A 14,816-nucleotide genomic window follows, 5' to 3' on the forward strand; every position below is an offset into this window, starting at 1 on the left:
GCAGGTGTGGGGGTGGTGACCCCGGAGCCCGAACATTCTAGGGACGCCCGCATGACCTTGTGGTGTCGGCGCCTGTTCTTGCAGGGGCGCACGTGTGACAAGGCCAATTCATGTCAGGATTCACGGTGTTCAGCAACCAAGGCCCTGTTTTCCACCATGAAACGACTGATCACCTTCCTTCTGGTCCCCCTCGTGCTGGTGGCGCTCTTGGCCGGCTACCTCACCCTGGCCTGGAACTGGAGCTATTCCAGTGGCGAGCGGGCGGGCTGGGTGCAAAAGTTGTCCAAGAAGGGCTGGTTCTGCAAGACCTGGGAGGGCGAGCTGGCCCTGGTGTCCATGCCGGGGGCGCCGCTGGAGAAATTCACCTTCACCGTGGTGGACGAGCAGGTGGCCGAATCCATCAACCGCGTCATCGGGCGCCGGGTGGCCCTGCATTACGAGCAGAAGGTGGGCCTGCCCAGCACCTGTTTTGGCGACACCCGCTACTACATCACCCGCGTGACCCTGGCCGACGACATTTCGCTGTCGCCGGGGGTGGTGGTGCGCCCTCAGCAGCCCGACGCCTTGCCCGCCCCCACGGCGCCGACCACCACCGCACCGGCGGCCAGCGCGCCCTGACGCACGGGGCATCGCCCCACCTCGGGTTGGCACTCAAGTTCGGCACCTTGGTGCCGATAGCACACAGGCGGCAGCACTGACACCACAGCCTGACGCGCATCTGGCGCCCGGTGCTGAAGGGAGGGCGTTTCAGGCCACGCGGAGCGGCCTGACGCAGAGCTTCGCCCCCTCTTCGAGTGTGTCTCATGTCTGCCTGGATTGCCAACCTGCCCTTGCGCCGCAAGCTGCTGCTGCTGTGCCTTTTTGGTTTGATGATGATGGCCGCGCCCGCCACCATGGTGTTGCGCAGCAGCGTGCAAGAGTTGCGGGCCATTCAGTCCGAGCGGACTGGCATGCCACCATCGCGCGCCCTGCTGGAGGTGGTGCGCCTGATGCAGGAGCACCGGGGGCTGTCCAACGCCTTCTTGAGCGGCGATGCCACCCGCCTGCCCGTGATGAAAGAGCGGCAGGGCCTGCTGGATGCGGCGCTGGGCCAGGCCCAGACCACCGTGGACGAACTCGGCGATGCCGCCACCTCGGACATGGTGAAAGACATCCGCACAGCCTGGGCCGCGCTGTACCCGCCAGTGCACCAGCAGGCCGTGGCGGCGGCCGACAGCGTGCAACGCCACACGGCCCTGGTGCTGCAGGCCATGCATGCCCTGGAAGAGGTGGCCGCCGTCAGCGGCCTGGCGCTGGACCCGCACGCCGAAAGCTATTTCCTGATCCAGGCCTTGTTGCGCGATCAACCCCGTTTGACCGAGCAGCTCGGACTGGCCCGCGCGCGTGGCGCCGCGATGCTGGTCAAGGGTGACACGACCGACACCTCGCGCCAGGCCCTGACCGGCCTGTCTCGCCTGGCCCAGACCCATGCTGGCGATGCCCGGCGCAACCTGCAGCGTGCCGAACACGCACGCCCCCGCCATGAGCAGGCGGAGGCGCTGAATCAGGCCCTGGTGCAGGCCACCGAGGCCATGACCCGTGGCGTGGCCCTGATCGATCGCCTGGTCAAACAGCACGACGTGGCCGAGCTCACGGCCACCGGCTACTTTGCGGCCACCACCGATGTCATCCTGGCCCAGTTCAAGCTGGGTGAGGTGGCCATGCAACGGCTGGAGGCCTTGCTGGCCCAGCGCGAGCGCCACCTGCAGATGCAATTGGCCGGCATGGTCGCTGTGGTGTTGCTGGCCGTGGCCATGGGGGGGTATGTGGCGTGGGCCGTGATGCGCACCACCACCGCCGCCGTGGCCCAAGGCATGCAGCTGGCGCAGGCCCTGGCCCGTGGCGACCTGACCGTGCAGTTGCAACACGTGGCCCACGATGAAATCGGCCAGATGGTCAAGGCGCTGGGCGAAGCCACGGCCACGTTGCGCCACACCTTGCATGGCGTGCGCGCCGCCAGTGAATCGGTGGCCACGGCCGCCAGCCAGATCGCCCAGGGCAACCAGGATCTCAGTGCCCGCACCGAGCACCAGGCCTCGTCGCTGGAGGAGACCGCCTCGTCCATGGAAGAGATGTCCGGCACGGTGCAGCACAACGCCGCCACGGCCACCCAGGCCAGCCAGCTGGCCCACAGTGCCTCGCAAGAGGCGCAGCACAGCGGGCAGGTGTTTGCACAGGTGGTGGGCAAGATGGGCGAAATCCGCCAGACCAGCGCCCGCATCGCCGAGATCAACAGCGTGATCGATGGCATCGCCTTCCAGACCAACATCCTGGCCCTGAATGCGGCTGTGGAAGCCGCCCGCGCTGGTGAGCAAGGGCGCGGGTTCGCCGTGGTCGCGGGCGAGGTGCGCACCCTGGCGCAGCGCAGCGCCCAGGCCGCACGCGAGATCAAGTCGCTGATCAGCAGCAGCGTGGACAGCGTGGAGCAGGGCTACGAGCTGGCCAGTCGCAGCGGCGAGTCGGTCGATCGCCTCATCCAGCAGGTGCAGCAGGTCAACGTGCTGATGAGCGAGATCGCGTCGGCCAGCGAGCAGCAGAACCTGGGCATCCAGCAGGTCAACCAGGCGGTCTCGACCCTGGACGAAACCACGCAGCAAAACGCTGCCCTGGTGGAACAGTCCAGCGCGGCCGCCACCAGCCTCAACGACCAGGCGATCCGCCTGCAGCAGTCGGTGGCTGGTTTCAGGCTGGCCTGACGGGGTGGGGGTGCCTCAGCGCACCAGCATCACGGGCGCCTTGCAGCGCGCCAGCACCTGGTTGGCCACCGAGCCCATCACCAGGTTCATGAAGTTGCCGTGCCCGTGCGAGCCCATGATCACCAGGTCGAACTTGCCCTTGTCGGCCATCTTGGCGATCACCTCGGCGGGGGTGCCGGTCTTGCCCACATAGCTGGTGGCCATGTCGTGCTTGGCGGTGAACTTGCGAATGGGCTTGAACACCGCCTCGGCCGTGTCCTCGTAATAGCTCTTGAGCTGATCGGCCGGGAACATGGCGGCCGCGTGCGGCGGGATCAGGGGCACCACGGTCAACACGGTGAAGTGGTGATCGCCTGCCGTCCACTCGTCGTGGGTGGCCAGCCAGGCCAGCATGCGCTTGGTGTACGTGCTTCCGTCTACAGGCAACAGGATCTTCATGGGGTGTCCTCCAGGGGTGATGACGCGGGTCAGTAGTAGCGTTCAGGGCGGCGGGGCACATCCACCACCATGCGCTCGCAAAAGCTGTCTTGCTCGCCCTTGACGGCGTAGCCACGCGGGTTCGAAACGATGCGGCACTCCCAGGGAATGGCGCTCTCGATGCCACGCACCGTGTGGTCGTTGGGGCAGTGCAGGTGGCCGTGCACCCACAGGTCCACGTGGAAGAGCAGGTCGTCCAGGTGGTTGCAAAAGCCGGCCGTGCCCGGGTTCAGGCCGTAACGCGGGTCGTTGCTGTGCAAGGTGGGCGCGAAGTGGGTGACCACCACGGTGGGGCCGTCGTGCGGCTTGATCAGCGCCTCGCGCAACCAGCGCTGGCAGTCACGGCCCATGGGCTGGATGTCTTCGGCCAGCAGGTGCTGCCCGCCGCGCAGCGTGCTGTTCTTGCTGAGGTAGAAGTTGGCCGCGCGCAGCGATTTCTTCAGCATCTCCTGCTGACGCACCGGGCTGGCTTCGCGGTGCGCCAGCGATTCGAAGTCGCTCCACAGCGTGGTGCCCACAAAGCGCACATCGTCGATCAGCACCACCTCGCGGTCCAGCCAGATCAGGCCCAGGCGCTCGCACACCTCACGCAATCGCGGCCCCGCCTCGTCGTATTCCAGGCCGTCGTACTCGTGGTTGCCGGGCACGAAGATCACGCGCTTCCAGGGGGCGTCGGCCCTCAGGGGTGAAAACCGCCCCAGGCCAAAATCCTGATCCCCCCGCTGCGCCAGCAACGAGCCGCGCTGGTACGAGCCGATGTCGCCCGCCAGGATGAGCACGTCGGCCTCCGGGGCGGGCTCGGGCGTGTAGTCCGGGTAACGCTCCAGGTGCAGATCAGAGACCAGTTGCAGCTTCATGGCACCACGTTGACGTGGGGGCTCAGTTGGCCCCGTGGCACTGCTTGTACTTGCGCCCACTGCCGCAGGGGCAGGGGTCGTTGCGGCCCACCTTGGGCTGGTCACGCACCACGGTCTCCACCTTCAGGCGCTCGGCCATGCCGATCTCGGTCAGGTCCACCACGTCGAACACCAGGGCCTCGATGGCCTCGTCCAGGCCCTTGAGCGGATGGTCTTCGTTCAGCGCCTTGGTGATGGCCTGTTGCGTCTCGTCCTGCTCGGGCAGGTGGCGCCAGATCGAATCCAGCAGGTCGGGCACGCCCGCCAGTCCGGCTTCTTCCAGGTGCGGGAAGTTGGCCATCGCCCACTCGAAACCCGCGGCCCAGTAGCCCAGGCCCTGCAGGGCCTCTTCGCCCTCGACGGCCTGGCCATCATCGTCTTCGATCATGGGGATGATGGGGTCGAACCAGCCATCCTCCAGGATGTCGCGCTGCATTTCGGCCTTGCGCCGGAAGATCAACTCCAGCAGGCGGTCGTGCTGGGCCTGCGTCCAGCCAGGGATGTCGGGTTCGGGGGCACCTTCGGTGCCGAAGATCGGGCCAATCCAGTCTTCGGGCGGGATGTCCACGGGCTGCACGATGATGCCGGCCAGGTAACCATCCAGAATGACCGCGTCCACGGTTTCAAACGGGGCCGGCACGGCGGCCAGCAGCATGTCGATCTCGTGAATGTCTTCGTCGCTGAGGGCGGTCTTGGCGTTCATGGCAGTGGGGCGGGCATCAAAAGCCCCATTGTGCCGGTGAATGCCGGTGAAATCAGTGCTGGTGCACCGCCGCCTGCACAGGCGCACACCCCTGGTGCATGGCGCCCGGCCTCAGAACTCCACATCCAGCTCGTCAATGTCGTTGGGCTCGGCCTTGGCGGCCTTGATCCACTCCTTCATTTCGGGCTGTCCCAGCATCAGGTCGCTGTAGGCCCGGCAGACCGGGTCCAGCTTCACGTCGTAGGTGGCAAAGCGCGTGCACACCGGGGCGTACATGGCATCGGCCATGGTGCGCTGGGCGCCGAACAGGTAGGGGCCACCATAGGTGTCGAGGCACTCGCGCCAGATCGCCGTGATGCGGTCGATGTCGGCCTGCGCACGCGACCACACCTTGAATTTCGGAAAGTGCGAGCGCAGGTTCATGGGCAGGGCCGAGCGCAGCGCAGAAAACCCCGAGTGCATCTCGCCGCAGATGGCGCGGCAGTGGGCGCGTGCCTTCATGTCGGCGGGCAGCAAGCCGGCCTGCGGGAAGGCTTCGTGCAGGTATTCGCCAATGGCCAGCGTGTCCCACACGCGGATGCCGTTGTGCACCAGACAGGGCACCAGGATGGACGAGGACAACAGCAGGATTTCCGCGCGTGTGGACGGGTCATCGGGCGGCAGCACGTCTTCTTCGAAGGGCAGGCCCGCAAAACGCGCCAGCAACCACCCCCGCAAAGACCACGAGGAGTAATTCTTGCTGGTGATCGTCAGCGTGGCGGTGCTGGCCAGCATGGGCGCCTGGGTGGGCGCCTTGGTGGAGGCCTTGGCAGGCATCTTGGTGGGCGCCTTTTTGGCGGCCTTGGCGGGCGCTGTGGTGGGCGCCTTGCCCGGTGCCTTGGCAGTGACAGCCATGGGTGTCTCCTCGGTGGCTTGTGGCGGTGTGGTGCACTGCAGGGTGCAGCAAGCGCCATGCCATGTCGGGGTGGCTCGCAACTTGCTCTGATCCAGATCAGGCACTTCCGTGCTCATCACAAGGACCGCGCATGCTGTACTCGAGCTTCCAGGCACAACAAACCTTGCTGGATCCCTGGCGTGATCTGGCCCAGGGGGTGGCCGATGGCTTGCACCGGCTGCTGCCCGAGGGGCCAGCCCAGTCCAGCCTGAATGAACTGCTGGCAGGCGGCGCACTGGCACGTTCGTGGGCGGCGGCCAACGAGGTGTTTGCCCGTCTGCGCACCACCCATCACCGTCCCGAGTACGGCATCGACGAGGTCGTGAGCCTGGGGCAGACCTACCCCGTTCATGAAGAGGCGGTGATGCGCACCCCCTTTGGCACCCTGCTGCGTTTCAAGAAAGAAGGCGCGCCCGAGCAGCCCCGCGTGCTGCTGGTGGCGCCCATGTCAGGCCACTTTGCCACGCTGCTGCGCGACACCGTGCGCACCTTGCTGCAAGACCACGATGTCTACATCACCGACTGGCACAACGCCCGTGACGTGCCCCTCAAGCATGGCCCGTTCGGGCTGGACGACTACATCGAGCACCTGATCCGCTTCCTTGACCGCATGGGGCCCGGCGCCCACCTCATGGCCATCTGTCAGCCCTGTGTGCCGTCGCTGGCCGCCGTGGCCCTGATGGCCCAGGATGGCCACCCTGCGCAGCCCCGGTCCCTGACGCTGATGGCCGGCCCCATCGACTGCCGTGTCAACCCCACACGGGTCAATGAGCTGGCCACCGAGCGCCCCCTGAGCTGGTTTGAGGGCAACATGATCCACACCGTGCCCTGGCCCCAGAAGGGCGCAGGCCGCAAGGTCTACCCAGGCTTTGTGCAGCTCACGGCCTTCATGAGCATGAACCGCGAGCGGCATGAGCAGGCCTTCATGGACATGTACCAGGCCATCGCGGCCGGTGAGCCCGACAAGGTGGCCCATGCCAAGGCCTTTTACGAAGAGTACTTTGCCGTGGCCGATCTGCCGGGCGAGTTCTACCTGGAGACCGTGCACAAGGTGTTTCAGCGCTACGACCTGGCGCGCGGCGAGCTGATGTGGCGGGGCACCCGCGTGGACCCGTCTGCCATCCGGCGCACGGCCTTGTTCACGGTGGAGGGCGAGCGCGACGACATCTGCGCCATCGGGCAGACGGTGGCGGCGCAAGACCTGTGCACGGCCGTGCGTCCGTATTGGCGCCAGCACCATGTGCAGACCGGTGTGGGCCATTACGGCGTGTTCAGCGGCCGGCGCTGGCAAAACGAGATCTACCCCCGCGTGCGTGACCTGATCCACCAGACCAGCACCTGATCGCGCCAGCCTCAGTGCGGCGCCATCGCGGCCTGCAATTGCTCCAGTGCGCTCGGGTCTTCCATGGTGCTCAGGTCGCCGGTGGCGCGGCCCTCGCACACCGCCTGTATGGCCCGCCTGAGCAACTTGCCCGAGCGGGTTTTGGGCAAGGCACTGACAAAGTGCACGCGCGCGGGGCGCGCCACCGCACCCAGGTGCTGCTCCACCGTGCGCAGGATGTCGGCCTGCAGGGCCTCGCGGGCCGCGTCGTCGTCGGCGGTGGCTGGGATCTTGAGCACCACAAAAGCCTGTGCCACCTGGCCCTTGAGGTCGTCGCTCACCCCCACCACGGCCACCTCGGCCACCGCGTTGTGGGCGCTCACGGCCTCTTCGATCTCGCGCGTGCCCAGGCGGTGGCCCGCCACATTGATCACGTCGTCCGTGCGACCCAGGATGACGTAGTGGCCGTCGTCATCGCACGTGGCCCAGTCGAAGGTGTTGTACGCCGTCTCACCAGGAAAGCTGGACCAGTAGGTGTTCACGAAGCGTTGGTTGTCACCCCAGACGGTTTGCAGGCAGCCTGGCGGCAGCGGGTGGCTCAGTGTCAGCACGCCCTTTTGGCCCGGGCGGGTCAGTGGCTCGCCCGTGGTGTCGTCGCGCAGCACCACGCGGTAGCCCGGCATGGGCACGCCGGGTGAGCCCAGCTTGGGCGCGGTGGTGGTGTCCACCCCGCGCGCCAGGCTGAGGATGGGCCAGCCTGTTTCGGTTTGCCAGTAGTTGTCGATGATGGGCTTGCCGATGGCCTCGCCGATCCAGTGGGCGGTGGGCTCGTCCAGCGGCTCGCCGGCCAGAAACAGGTGCTTGAGGCTGGACAGGTCGTGGCGCTTGAGGCAGTCCGGGTCTTGCTTCTTGAGCACACGGATGGCCGTGGGCGACGAGAACATCACCGAGGCCTGGTGCTTCTCGACCAGCGACCACCAGACGGCGGCATCCGGCCGCGTGGGCAGGCCCTCGTACAGGATGGTGGTCATGCCCGCCAGCAATGGGCCGTAGACGATGTAGCTGTGGCCCACCACCCAGCCGATGTCGCTGGTGCACAAGAAGGTTTCACCGGGCTGACCGTTGAAGATGAGGTCCATGGACATGGCCAGGGCCACGGCGTGACCGCCGGTGTCGCGCTGCACCCCCTTGGGCTTGCCCGTGGTGCCGCTGGTGTAGAGCGTGTAGCTGGGGTGCTCGGAGGGCACCCAGGTGCACGGCACCTGCGCGTCCAGCACCTCGCGGCGCAGCGCGTGGTAACAATGATCGCGGCCGCGAATGAAGTCGCCCGGGGCCAGCTTGCGGTTCACCAGCAGCACGTGCGGCACGGCGTGGTGGGCCAGGCGCAGGGCGTCGTCCAGCAGCGGCTTGTAGGCAATCACCTTGCCCCCGCGCGAGCCGGCATCGGCCGTGACGATCACGGTGGGGCGGGCATCGTCGATGCGCGTGGCCAGGGCATGGCTGGCAAACCCCCCGAACACCACCGAGTGAATGGCCCCCAGCCGCACGGTGGCCAGCATGGCAATCACCGCCTCCGGGATCATCGGCATGTACAGCAGCACGCGGTGGCCGGCCCGCACGCCCAGGCCCTGCAACACGGCGGCCATGCGCTGCACCTCGACGTACAGTTGCCCGTAGCTCAGGCTGGATTCGGTGTGGGTTTCGGTCGAGACGTGGATCAGTGCCGGCTGGTCGGGCCGCAGCGGCACGTGCCGGTCTACCGCGTTGTGACACAGGTTGGTTTCGCCGCCCACAAACCAGTGCGCGAACGGCGGGTTGCTGGCATCGCAGACCTGTTCAAAGGGCCGGTGCCAGTGGATGCGCTGCGCCTGATCGCGCCAGAACGCCTCAGGCTCGTCGATGGATCGACGGTACACCTCGGGGTAAGACATGTGAGACTCCCATCAGCCGGTGCGTGCAGGCTGGTTTTGTATGGGTCCCATATTAAAAGCGGGCGTCCCCCCTTGGACAGGGGGGAACCCCGGGAATGTCAGGTGGCCGACAGTGTGCCGCGTGGATGGAAGCGAATGTGTCGCTGAATCAGAACAGGGCGGCGCGCCGCAGCACCCACACCGCCGCGAAGGCCATCAACCCCACCACGCCCCACTTGACGGGCACCATCGCGCGCTCACGCCACACGGGGTTGCCGGTCAGCTTGTGCAACACCATGCACACCAGAAAGCCCAGAACGATCAGCAAGCCAATGGTGCGCAACAGCAGCATGGTGGGGTCTTACCAGGCAGGGGCCAGCTCGGCCAGGCCGCGTGGGGCCTGGCGCTCGTCGGCAAAGGTGGCGATCTCGTAGGCGTCGGGCTGGGCCAGCAGGGCGCGCAACAACTGGTTGTTGAGCGCGTGGCCCGATTTGTAGGCCGTGTACGAGGCCAGCAGCGGGTGGCCCGCCACGTACAGGTCGCCGATGGCGTCCAGGATCTTGTGCTTCACGAACTCGTCGTCATAGCGCAGGCCGTCGGCGTTCAGCACGCGGTGGTCGTCCACCACGATGGCGTTGTCCATGCTGGCCCCCAGGCCCAGGCCGCGCGAGCGCATCATCTCCACGTCCTTGGTGAAGCCAAAGGTGCGGGCCCGGGCGATGTCGCGCTTGTACTGGCCGCTGGCAAAGTCAAATTCGACGCGCTGGCCGGTCATGTCCACCGCCGGGTGGTCAAAGTCGATCTCGAAGGCCAGCTTGTAGCCATGGTGGGGCTCCAGCCGGGCCCACTTCAGGTGGCGGCCCTCGCCCTCGCGCACTTCCACGGGCTTCTTCACGCGCAAGAACTTCTTGGGCGCCTTTTGCAACTCGATGCCGGCGCTTTGCAGCAGGTACACAAACGCCGCCGACGAGCCGTCCAGGATGGGCACCTCTTCGGCCGTGATGTCCACGTACAGGTTGTCCAGGCCCAGGCCGGCGCAGGCCGACATCAGGTGCTCGATGGTGTTGACCTTGGGTGCCCCCGGGTCGCCGCCGGGCGAAATCGTGGTGGCCATGCGCGTGTCGCACACCGAATCCGGCCGCACGGGGATGTCGGCCGGCTGGGCCAGGTCCACCCGCCGAAAGACGATGCCGGTGTCGGGCGGCGCAGGGCGCAGCGTCAGCTCGACGCGCTGGCCGCTGTGCAGGCCCACGCCCACGGCACGGGTCAGGGATTTGAGGGTGCGTTGTTGCAGCATCTGGCGATTATCGCGGGTATGCCCGCAAGCTGCACGCCAAGGCCCGCATACCAGGCAGCTCACCCACAACATCGGGCGCTTGAACGCGGGGGGCAGCTCACAGAATTGCGATGAATCCTCTCGGGTCGGCGTTCCTACACTCCAGCGCAGTCAATTGTCTGTTTGATTTTTTTGGAGTACCCCGACATGCATGCATCCGCATCCTTGCCCTTCAACCTGCGCGCCATGGCCGCCGCCGTGGTGATGACCTCTGCCGCACTGGCGCCTCAAGCCCAAGCCGCCGTGGTGTCCAGTGCCAACAACCCACTCGACATTGACGGGCTCTCGATCATGGAGCTGACGGTCACTAACGCCTGGACATACGACATGTGGTTCGGTGGTTACGCTGGGTTTTCTGCGCTGACCCGCTCGCCGGAGAGAACGAGCCCCACGCTGCTGACTTGGGGCACGGTGGTCCCCGGCACCATCATTGACGCGGCCACCTTTGCGCCGCCCAAATGGAGCGTATCGAGCGTGTCGTTCTATGACACCTACTACTCCGGTGATCAGACCTATGCGGTGCAGTTTCAAAAGAGCTATCCCTTGGCGTTTTCTGCCGGCTACGACGGTACGCGGGTGACCGGTGAGCCTTACACCTATTACGGCTGGGTCACCGTCAACCTGGACGGAGGTCGTGTCGGCCGGGCGGGCAATGAGTTTCTGCAGGTCAAGTCATGGGGCTTCGAGGATTCGGGCCGCTCGATTGCAGCGGGTGCCCTGAGTACTCCTGTGGCTGTGACGCCGGTGCCAGAGCCCTCGGCCTATGCCTTGGTGTTGGCCGGCCTGGGCGTGACCGCCTGGGCGGCTCGTCGCCGTCGCGTGCAGGCCTGACATCGTTCAGGTGCCCGGGTGAGCGGTGCTGGCCCGGGCACGTTTACGCAGATTGCCAAAGCATTGAGGGCGGTCAGAACTGAAACACCGCACTGACCCACAGCACACCCGTGCGAGCGCCCTGCATGGCCGGGTCGCGGCGCCCGGTGGTGGGGGTGGCCAGGCTGAGGGCGACAGCGCTGTTGCGCCCCGTCCAACTCAAGCCCACGCCCAGGCCGGCGATGGTCACGTCATGGCCACCGGTGACCGCAGCCCAGCGCTTGTGGTTGAAGCGCACATGGCCCAAGTCATAGAACACGCTGGCCGTGATGGGGCCGTGAAAGGCCCCCACCTGACGGCGCCATTCGGCCGTGGCCGTGTAGCCACTGTCGCCAGAGGCCACGCTGTTGTCAAAGGCGCGCACACTGCCGGGGCCGCCGATCACCCACTTCTGTGAGCTGTCCAGGTTCTTGCTGGCTTGCTGACCGGTGATGGACAGCAGCAGCTCGTCAACGGGGCTGAACGCCTGTCGGTGGCTCACGGCCCACTCCAGCTTGGAGAAGCTGCCCTTGGTTTGCGCCGTGGCAGCATCCGATGCCTGGGCCAAATCATCGTTGAACGACACCTGCCCGTGGGTGATCTGAACCGAGCCGCTGGTTTGGCCCGCCCCACCCAGCAGACCACGGCGGTCTGCGTTGATGCTGACATTGGCCCGTGTGATGGTGCGCGCATTGCGCACAGATGCGCTGTCAACCAGATCCTTCAGGCTCAGGTGCTCCGCCCCGGCCTGCACAAAGACGCTGCCTCGCTGCGTGCGCTGCAGAGGGTAGCGCAGCCACAGGCCTGCCGTGTCGGCCTTGCCATTGGCCTCCAAGGCGCTCAGCTCCTCGCCCAGCCGGTAGTTCAGGTGGGAGGCTTGCACGCCGCCGATCAAGCCCGAGCCCGTCAACCAGCGCTCGTAGGCGCCGCGTGCATACGCCAGGCCACCGCCCGAGGTGATGACGTCCAGGCTGGCTTTATCGCCCACCGGGCTGAAGTTCAACCAGGTCAGGGCCAGCCCGGCGCGAGCGCGAGAGATGTTGCGGTTGCCGTGGTTGTCCAGTGTGGCGCGGGCATTGAACAAGGGCAGGGTGGTGTGGGTCACCACCAAATCGGACGTGCCCGTCTCGGTCCCAGGCTGGATGGTGGCCTGCACCTGCGCGCCGGGCAGGTCAGACATCAGCAGCAAGGTGCGGTCCAGGCTGTCTTGGGTGATGTCCGCACCGGGCTGCATGGCGCCGCCCAACTGGGCCAGGGTGGCGTCGCCGATGCGGCCTTGGTTGTTGATTTGCAGCTTGCCCAGGCGGGCCTCGACGGCCTGAAGGGTCAGGCTGCCATCGGTCACGTCCTGCTGGGGCACCACCACACGGCTGAAGGGGTAGCCTTGGCTGCGGTACAGGGCCGTCAGGCTGGCGGCCATCTGGCGCACCTGGCCCATGCTCACGGTGCTGCCCTCCAGTGTGCCAAACGTGGCCTGGAGGTGGGCTTGCAACTGCGCTGTGCTCAGGGCCTGATTGCCGGTGAACACCAGGCGCTTGAGCAAGAAGCGGGCGCCCTGCTGGGCACTGTCGGCGCCGTCAGCGGCGGTCGCATCGGGCGTGAGGATGCGTGGCGTGGCCGCTGGTGCAGCCGGTTGCACGGGGCGGACCTCATTGAGCAGGCTGCCGGCGTTGGGTGTGGGCGCTTCGGCGGCCTGGACGGCCCAGGCCTGCAGGGCCAGGCTGATCAGGCAGGCTTGAGCCACCAGGGTGGCGCTGGCAATGCGGGGGCGCAAAGAGTGGTGCGAGTTGGTCATGGCTGAAGATGGTGCTTGGGGGGGGTGGTGGAGCGAGTGGCCTGCGGGCCTCAATTGATCAAGGCGGGCGGCAAGCGCACGCCCTCGTTCACCACACTCAAGGTGCCTTGCCCGAAAGGCTGGGTGCTGGTGTTGACAGCCACGCCGGGTGTGGCGCTGCCATCCGTGCTGCCATTGCCGCTTTGGCCCCGACCGTCCGCGTTGAAGGTGCTCTGACCCAGGCGGTTGTTGCTTGACAGCGTGCTGCCCGCCAGCGGGCCATCTTGCACGATGCCCGCTGCAGCATTGCTCACCACCACGGGCGGAGATCCAGGCTTGAGCACCAAGGCCTGGGCATTGCCCGCCGCCTGGGTGAACACATAGTTTTGTGCTGTCAAACCGCTGCCCTGCACGGCCAGCGTGCCGGGTGCCTGGGTGTTGCCCTGGGCCAGCCATTGTGCGGTGCCGCTGGTGTCGCTGGCCTGGGTGTCATCGCCCTTCCAGCCCGTGACCTCACCGCTCAGGGTGTAGGGCTGCCCCAGGATCACCGACACCGGCGTGGCCACGTAGGTCAAGGTGGCGGGGGTGATGTCCGCTGTCGTGGTCACGGCTGCTTCGGCCAGACTGTAGTTGGCGGCTTCTGCACCGCTCAGGCCGGTGCCGTTCAAGGTCACGGTCTTGGCTGTGCCGACGTTTTTGTCAGCAAAGGTCGCGCCGGTGTTGTCCAAGGTCACCTTGGTGGCATCGGCTTGCACCACACCCACCAAGCTGCCGGCGTTGGTGATGGTGGCGGCTGTGGTGCCGTCGTAGGTTTTGCCGCTGGCGGCAAAGCCGCTCACGGTCAATGCCTTCTGGGCAATGTCGGCCTTGAGCGTTTGGGCCGCCAGGCTGTAGTTGCTGGCCTTGGCGCCGGGCAGCACCAAGGGCGCGCTGCCGATGATGTTGCCGCTGCCGTCAAAGATCGGTGCACCTGCCGTGATACTGGCCGCACCATCGGTGAGTGTGTAGGTCACCGACACGTCTTTGTTGGCACCGGCATTTTTGTCGGCAAAGGCACCGGTGGCGCTGGTGGCGCCCAGGGTTTCACCTTCCACCAAACCGCTCAGGGTGCCCACGGTCACACTGGCCGTGGTGCTGCCGTCGTAGGTTTTGTTGGCCACGCTGCTGCCGCTGATGGTCAAGGCCTTGGGCGTGATGTTGGCCGTGGTGCTGGCTTGCCCGGTGATGGCGTAGTTGTTCAGGTCGGTGTCGGGCCCGGCGCTGTAGCCGCCGATGAACGTCACCGTTTTGCCGGTGCCGACGTTCTTGTCGGCAAAGGTGCCCATGAACTCGCCCAGGGTGATGCGCTCGTCGCCCACCAGGCCAGTGGCGATCATGCCGCTGCCGTCCACCACAGCGGCGGTGTTGCCGTCGTAGACCTTGTTGGCGGCTGTGATGCCGCTGATGGTCACGGCCTTGGGGGTGATGTCAGCCGTGGTGGTGGTTTGCTCCGCCACGGTGTAGTTGGCCAAGCTGGTGTTGGCGCCTGCGCTGGTGGTGGCCGTGAGGTTCACGGTTTTACCGGTGCCTGCGTTCTTGTCCGCAAACACGCCTGTGGCCGTGGTGGTCAAGGCTTCGCCTTCAACCAAGCCTGCGTAGACCACATTGGCGGTGCTCACGGTGGCGCTGGTGGTGCCATCGTAAGCCTTGCCCGCAGCGGTGATGCCGCTCACCGTCACGGCCTTCTTGGCAATGTCAGCCGTGGTGGTGGCTTGCTCCGTCACGGTGTAGTTGGCCAAGCTGGTGTTGGCGCCTGCGCTGGTGGTGGCCGTGAGGTTCACGGTTTTACCGGTGCCTGCGTTCTTGTCCGCAAACACGCCTGTGGCCGTGGTGGTCAAGGCT

General features: G+C 66.4%; 13 protein-coding genes. 4 read left to right on the plus strand and 9 right to left on the minus strand.

Annotated features, from left to right (window positions below; all coding sequences use genetic code 11):
* The first annotated feature begins 156 nt into the window (after positions 1–156).
* Entirely contained in the window at positions 157–618 is a 462-nt protein-coding gene (locus tag WNB94_RS10620; RefSeq protein WP_341390364.1) for a hypothetical protein, read from the plus strand.
* Positions 619–803: 185 nt separating this feature from the next.
* A complete protein-coding gene (locus tag WNB94_RS10625; protein WP_341390365.1) occupies positions 804–2,735 on the plus strand; it encodes a methyl-accepting chemotaxis protein in 1,932 nt (643 codons plus the stop codon).
* A 15-nt stretch (positions 2,736–2,750) separates the two neighbouring features.
* On the opposite strand, the gene WNB94_RS10630 is transcribed toward WNB94_RS10625, so the two are convergent.
* The 4 genes from WNB94_RS10630 to WNB94_RS10645 all read right to left on the minus strand — a co-directional run bounded on the left by WNB94_RS10630 (position 2,751) and on the right by WNB94_RS10645 (position 5,585).
* Positions 2,751–3,173, minus strand: coding sequence for a universal stress protein (locus WNB94_RS10630; protein WP_341390366.1), 423 nt, complete (start codon positions 3,171–3,173; stop codon positions 2,751–2,753).
* 29 nt (positions 3,174–3,202) lie between these two features.
* Positions 3,203–4,069: a metallophosphoesterase gene (locus tag WNB94_RS10635; RefSeq protein WP_341390367.1), complete on the minus strand. Its 867-nt coding sequence runs from the start codon at positions 4,067–4,069 to the stop codon at positions 3,203–3,205.
* A 22-nt stretch (positions 4,070–4,091) separates the two neighbouring features.
* Positions 4,092–4,811 (minus strand): UPF0149 family protein, encoded by a 720-nt coding sequence (locus WNB94_RS10640; protein WP_341390368.1) that lies wholly within the window; start codon positions 4,809–4,811, stop codon positions 4,092–4,094.
* A 111-nt stretch (positions 4,812–4,922) separates the two neighbouring features.
* A complete protein-coding gene (locus WNB94_RS10645) occupies positions 4,923–5,585 on the minus strand; it encodes a glutathione S-transferase family protein (protein ID WP_341390570.1) in 663 nt (220 codons plus the stop codon).
* A gap of 251 nt (positions 5,586–5,836) precedes the next feature.
* Between WNB94_RS10645 and WNB94_RS10650 the strand changes: the two genes are divergently transcribed.
* Positions 5,837–7,087 (plus strand): polyhydroxyalkanoate depolymerase, encoded by a 1,251-nt coding sequence (locus WNB94_RS10650; RefSeq protein ID WP_341390369.1) that lies wholly within the window; start codon positions 5,837–5,839, stop codon positions 7,085–7,087.
* Positions 7,088–7,098: 11 nt separating this feature from the next.
* Here the strand turns inward: WNB94_RS10650 and WNB94_RS10655 are convergent, their stop codons facing one another.
* From WNB94_RS10655 to lpxC, 3 genes are all read right to left on the minus strand, one after another.
* Positions 7,099–8,997 carry a propionate--CoA ligase gene (locus WNB94_RS10655; protein WP_341390370.1) on the minus strand — a complete coding sequence of 633 codons (1,899 nt, stop codon included), beginning with the start codon at positions 8,995–8,997 and terminating at the stop codon, positions 7,099–7,101.
* Positions 8,998–9,145: 148 nt separating this feature from the next.
* Positions 9,146–9,328, minus strand: a complete 183-nt coding sequence (locus WNB94_RS10660) for a hypothetical protein (RefSeq protein ID WP_341390371.1) — start codon at positions 9,326–9,328, stop codon at positions 9,146–9,148.
* 9 nt (positions 9,329–9,337) lie between these two features.
* Positions 9,338–10,273 carry a UDP-3-O-acyl-N-acetylglucosamine deacetylase gene (gene lpxC, locus WNB94_RS10665; protein WP_341390372.1) on the minus strand — a complete coding sequence of 312 codons (936 nt, stop codon included), beginning with the start codon at positions 10,271–10,273 and terminating at the stop codon, positions 9,338–9,340.
* A 186-nt stretch (positions 10,274–10,459) separates the two neighbouring features.
* On the opposite strand from lpxC, the gene WNB94_RS10670 reads away from it, so the two are divergent.
* A complete protein-coding gene (locus WNB94_RS10670) occupies positions 10,460–11,143 on the plus strand; it encodes a PEP-CTERM sorting domain-containing protein (protein ID WP_341390373.1) in 684 nt (227 codons plus the stop codon).
* 73 nt (positions 11,144–11,216) lie between these two features.
* Here the strand turns inward: WNB94_RS10670 and WNB94_RS10675 are convergent, their stop codons facing one another.
* Together WNB94_RS10675 and WNB94_RS10680 are read right to left on the minus strand one after the other, a co-directional pair.
* Positions 11,217–12,956 carry a ShlB/FhaC/HecB family hemolysin secretion/activation protein gene (locus tag WNB94_RS10675; protein WP_341390374.1) on the minus strand — a complete coding sequence of 580 codons (1,740 nt, stop codon included), beginning with the start codon at positions 12,954–12,956 and terminating at the stop codon, positions 11,217–11,219.
* A 50-nt stretch (positions 12,957–13,006) separates the two neighbouring features.
* On the minus strand, positions 13,007–14,816 hold a 1,810-nt coding region (locus tag WNB94_RS10680; protein ID WP_341390375.1), incomplete at its 5' end, for a beta strand repeat-containing protein.

The organism is Aquabacterium sp. A3, assembly GCF_038069945.1.
Taxonomy (GTDB): Bacteria; Pseudomonadota; Gammaproteobacteria; order Burkholderiales; family Burkholderiaceae_C; genus Aquabacterium.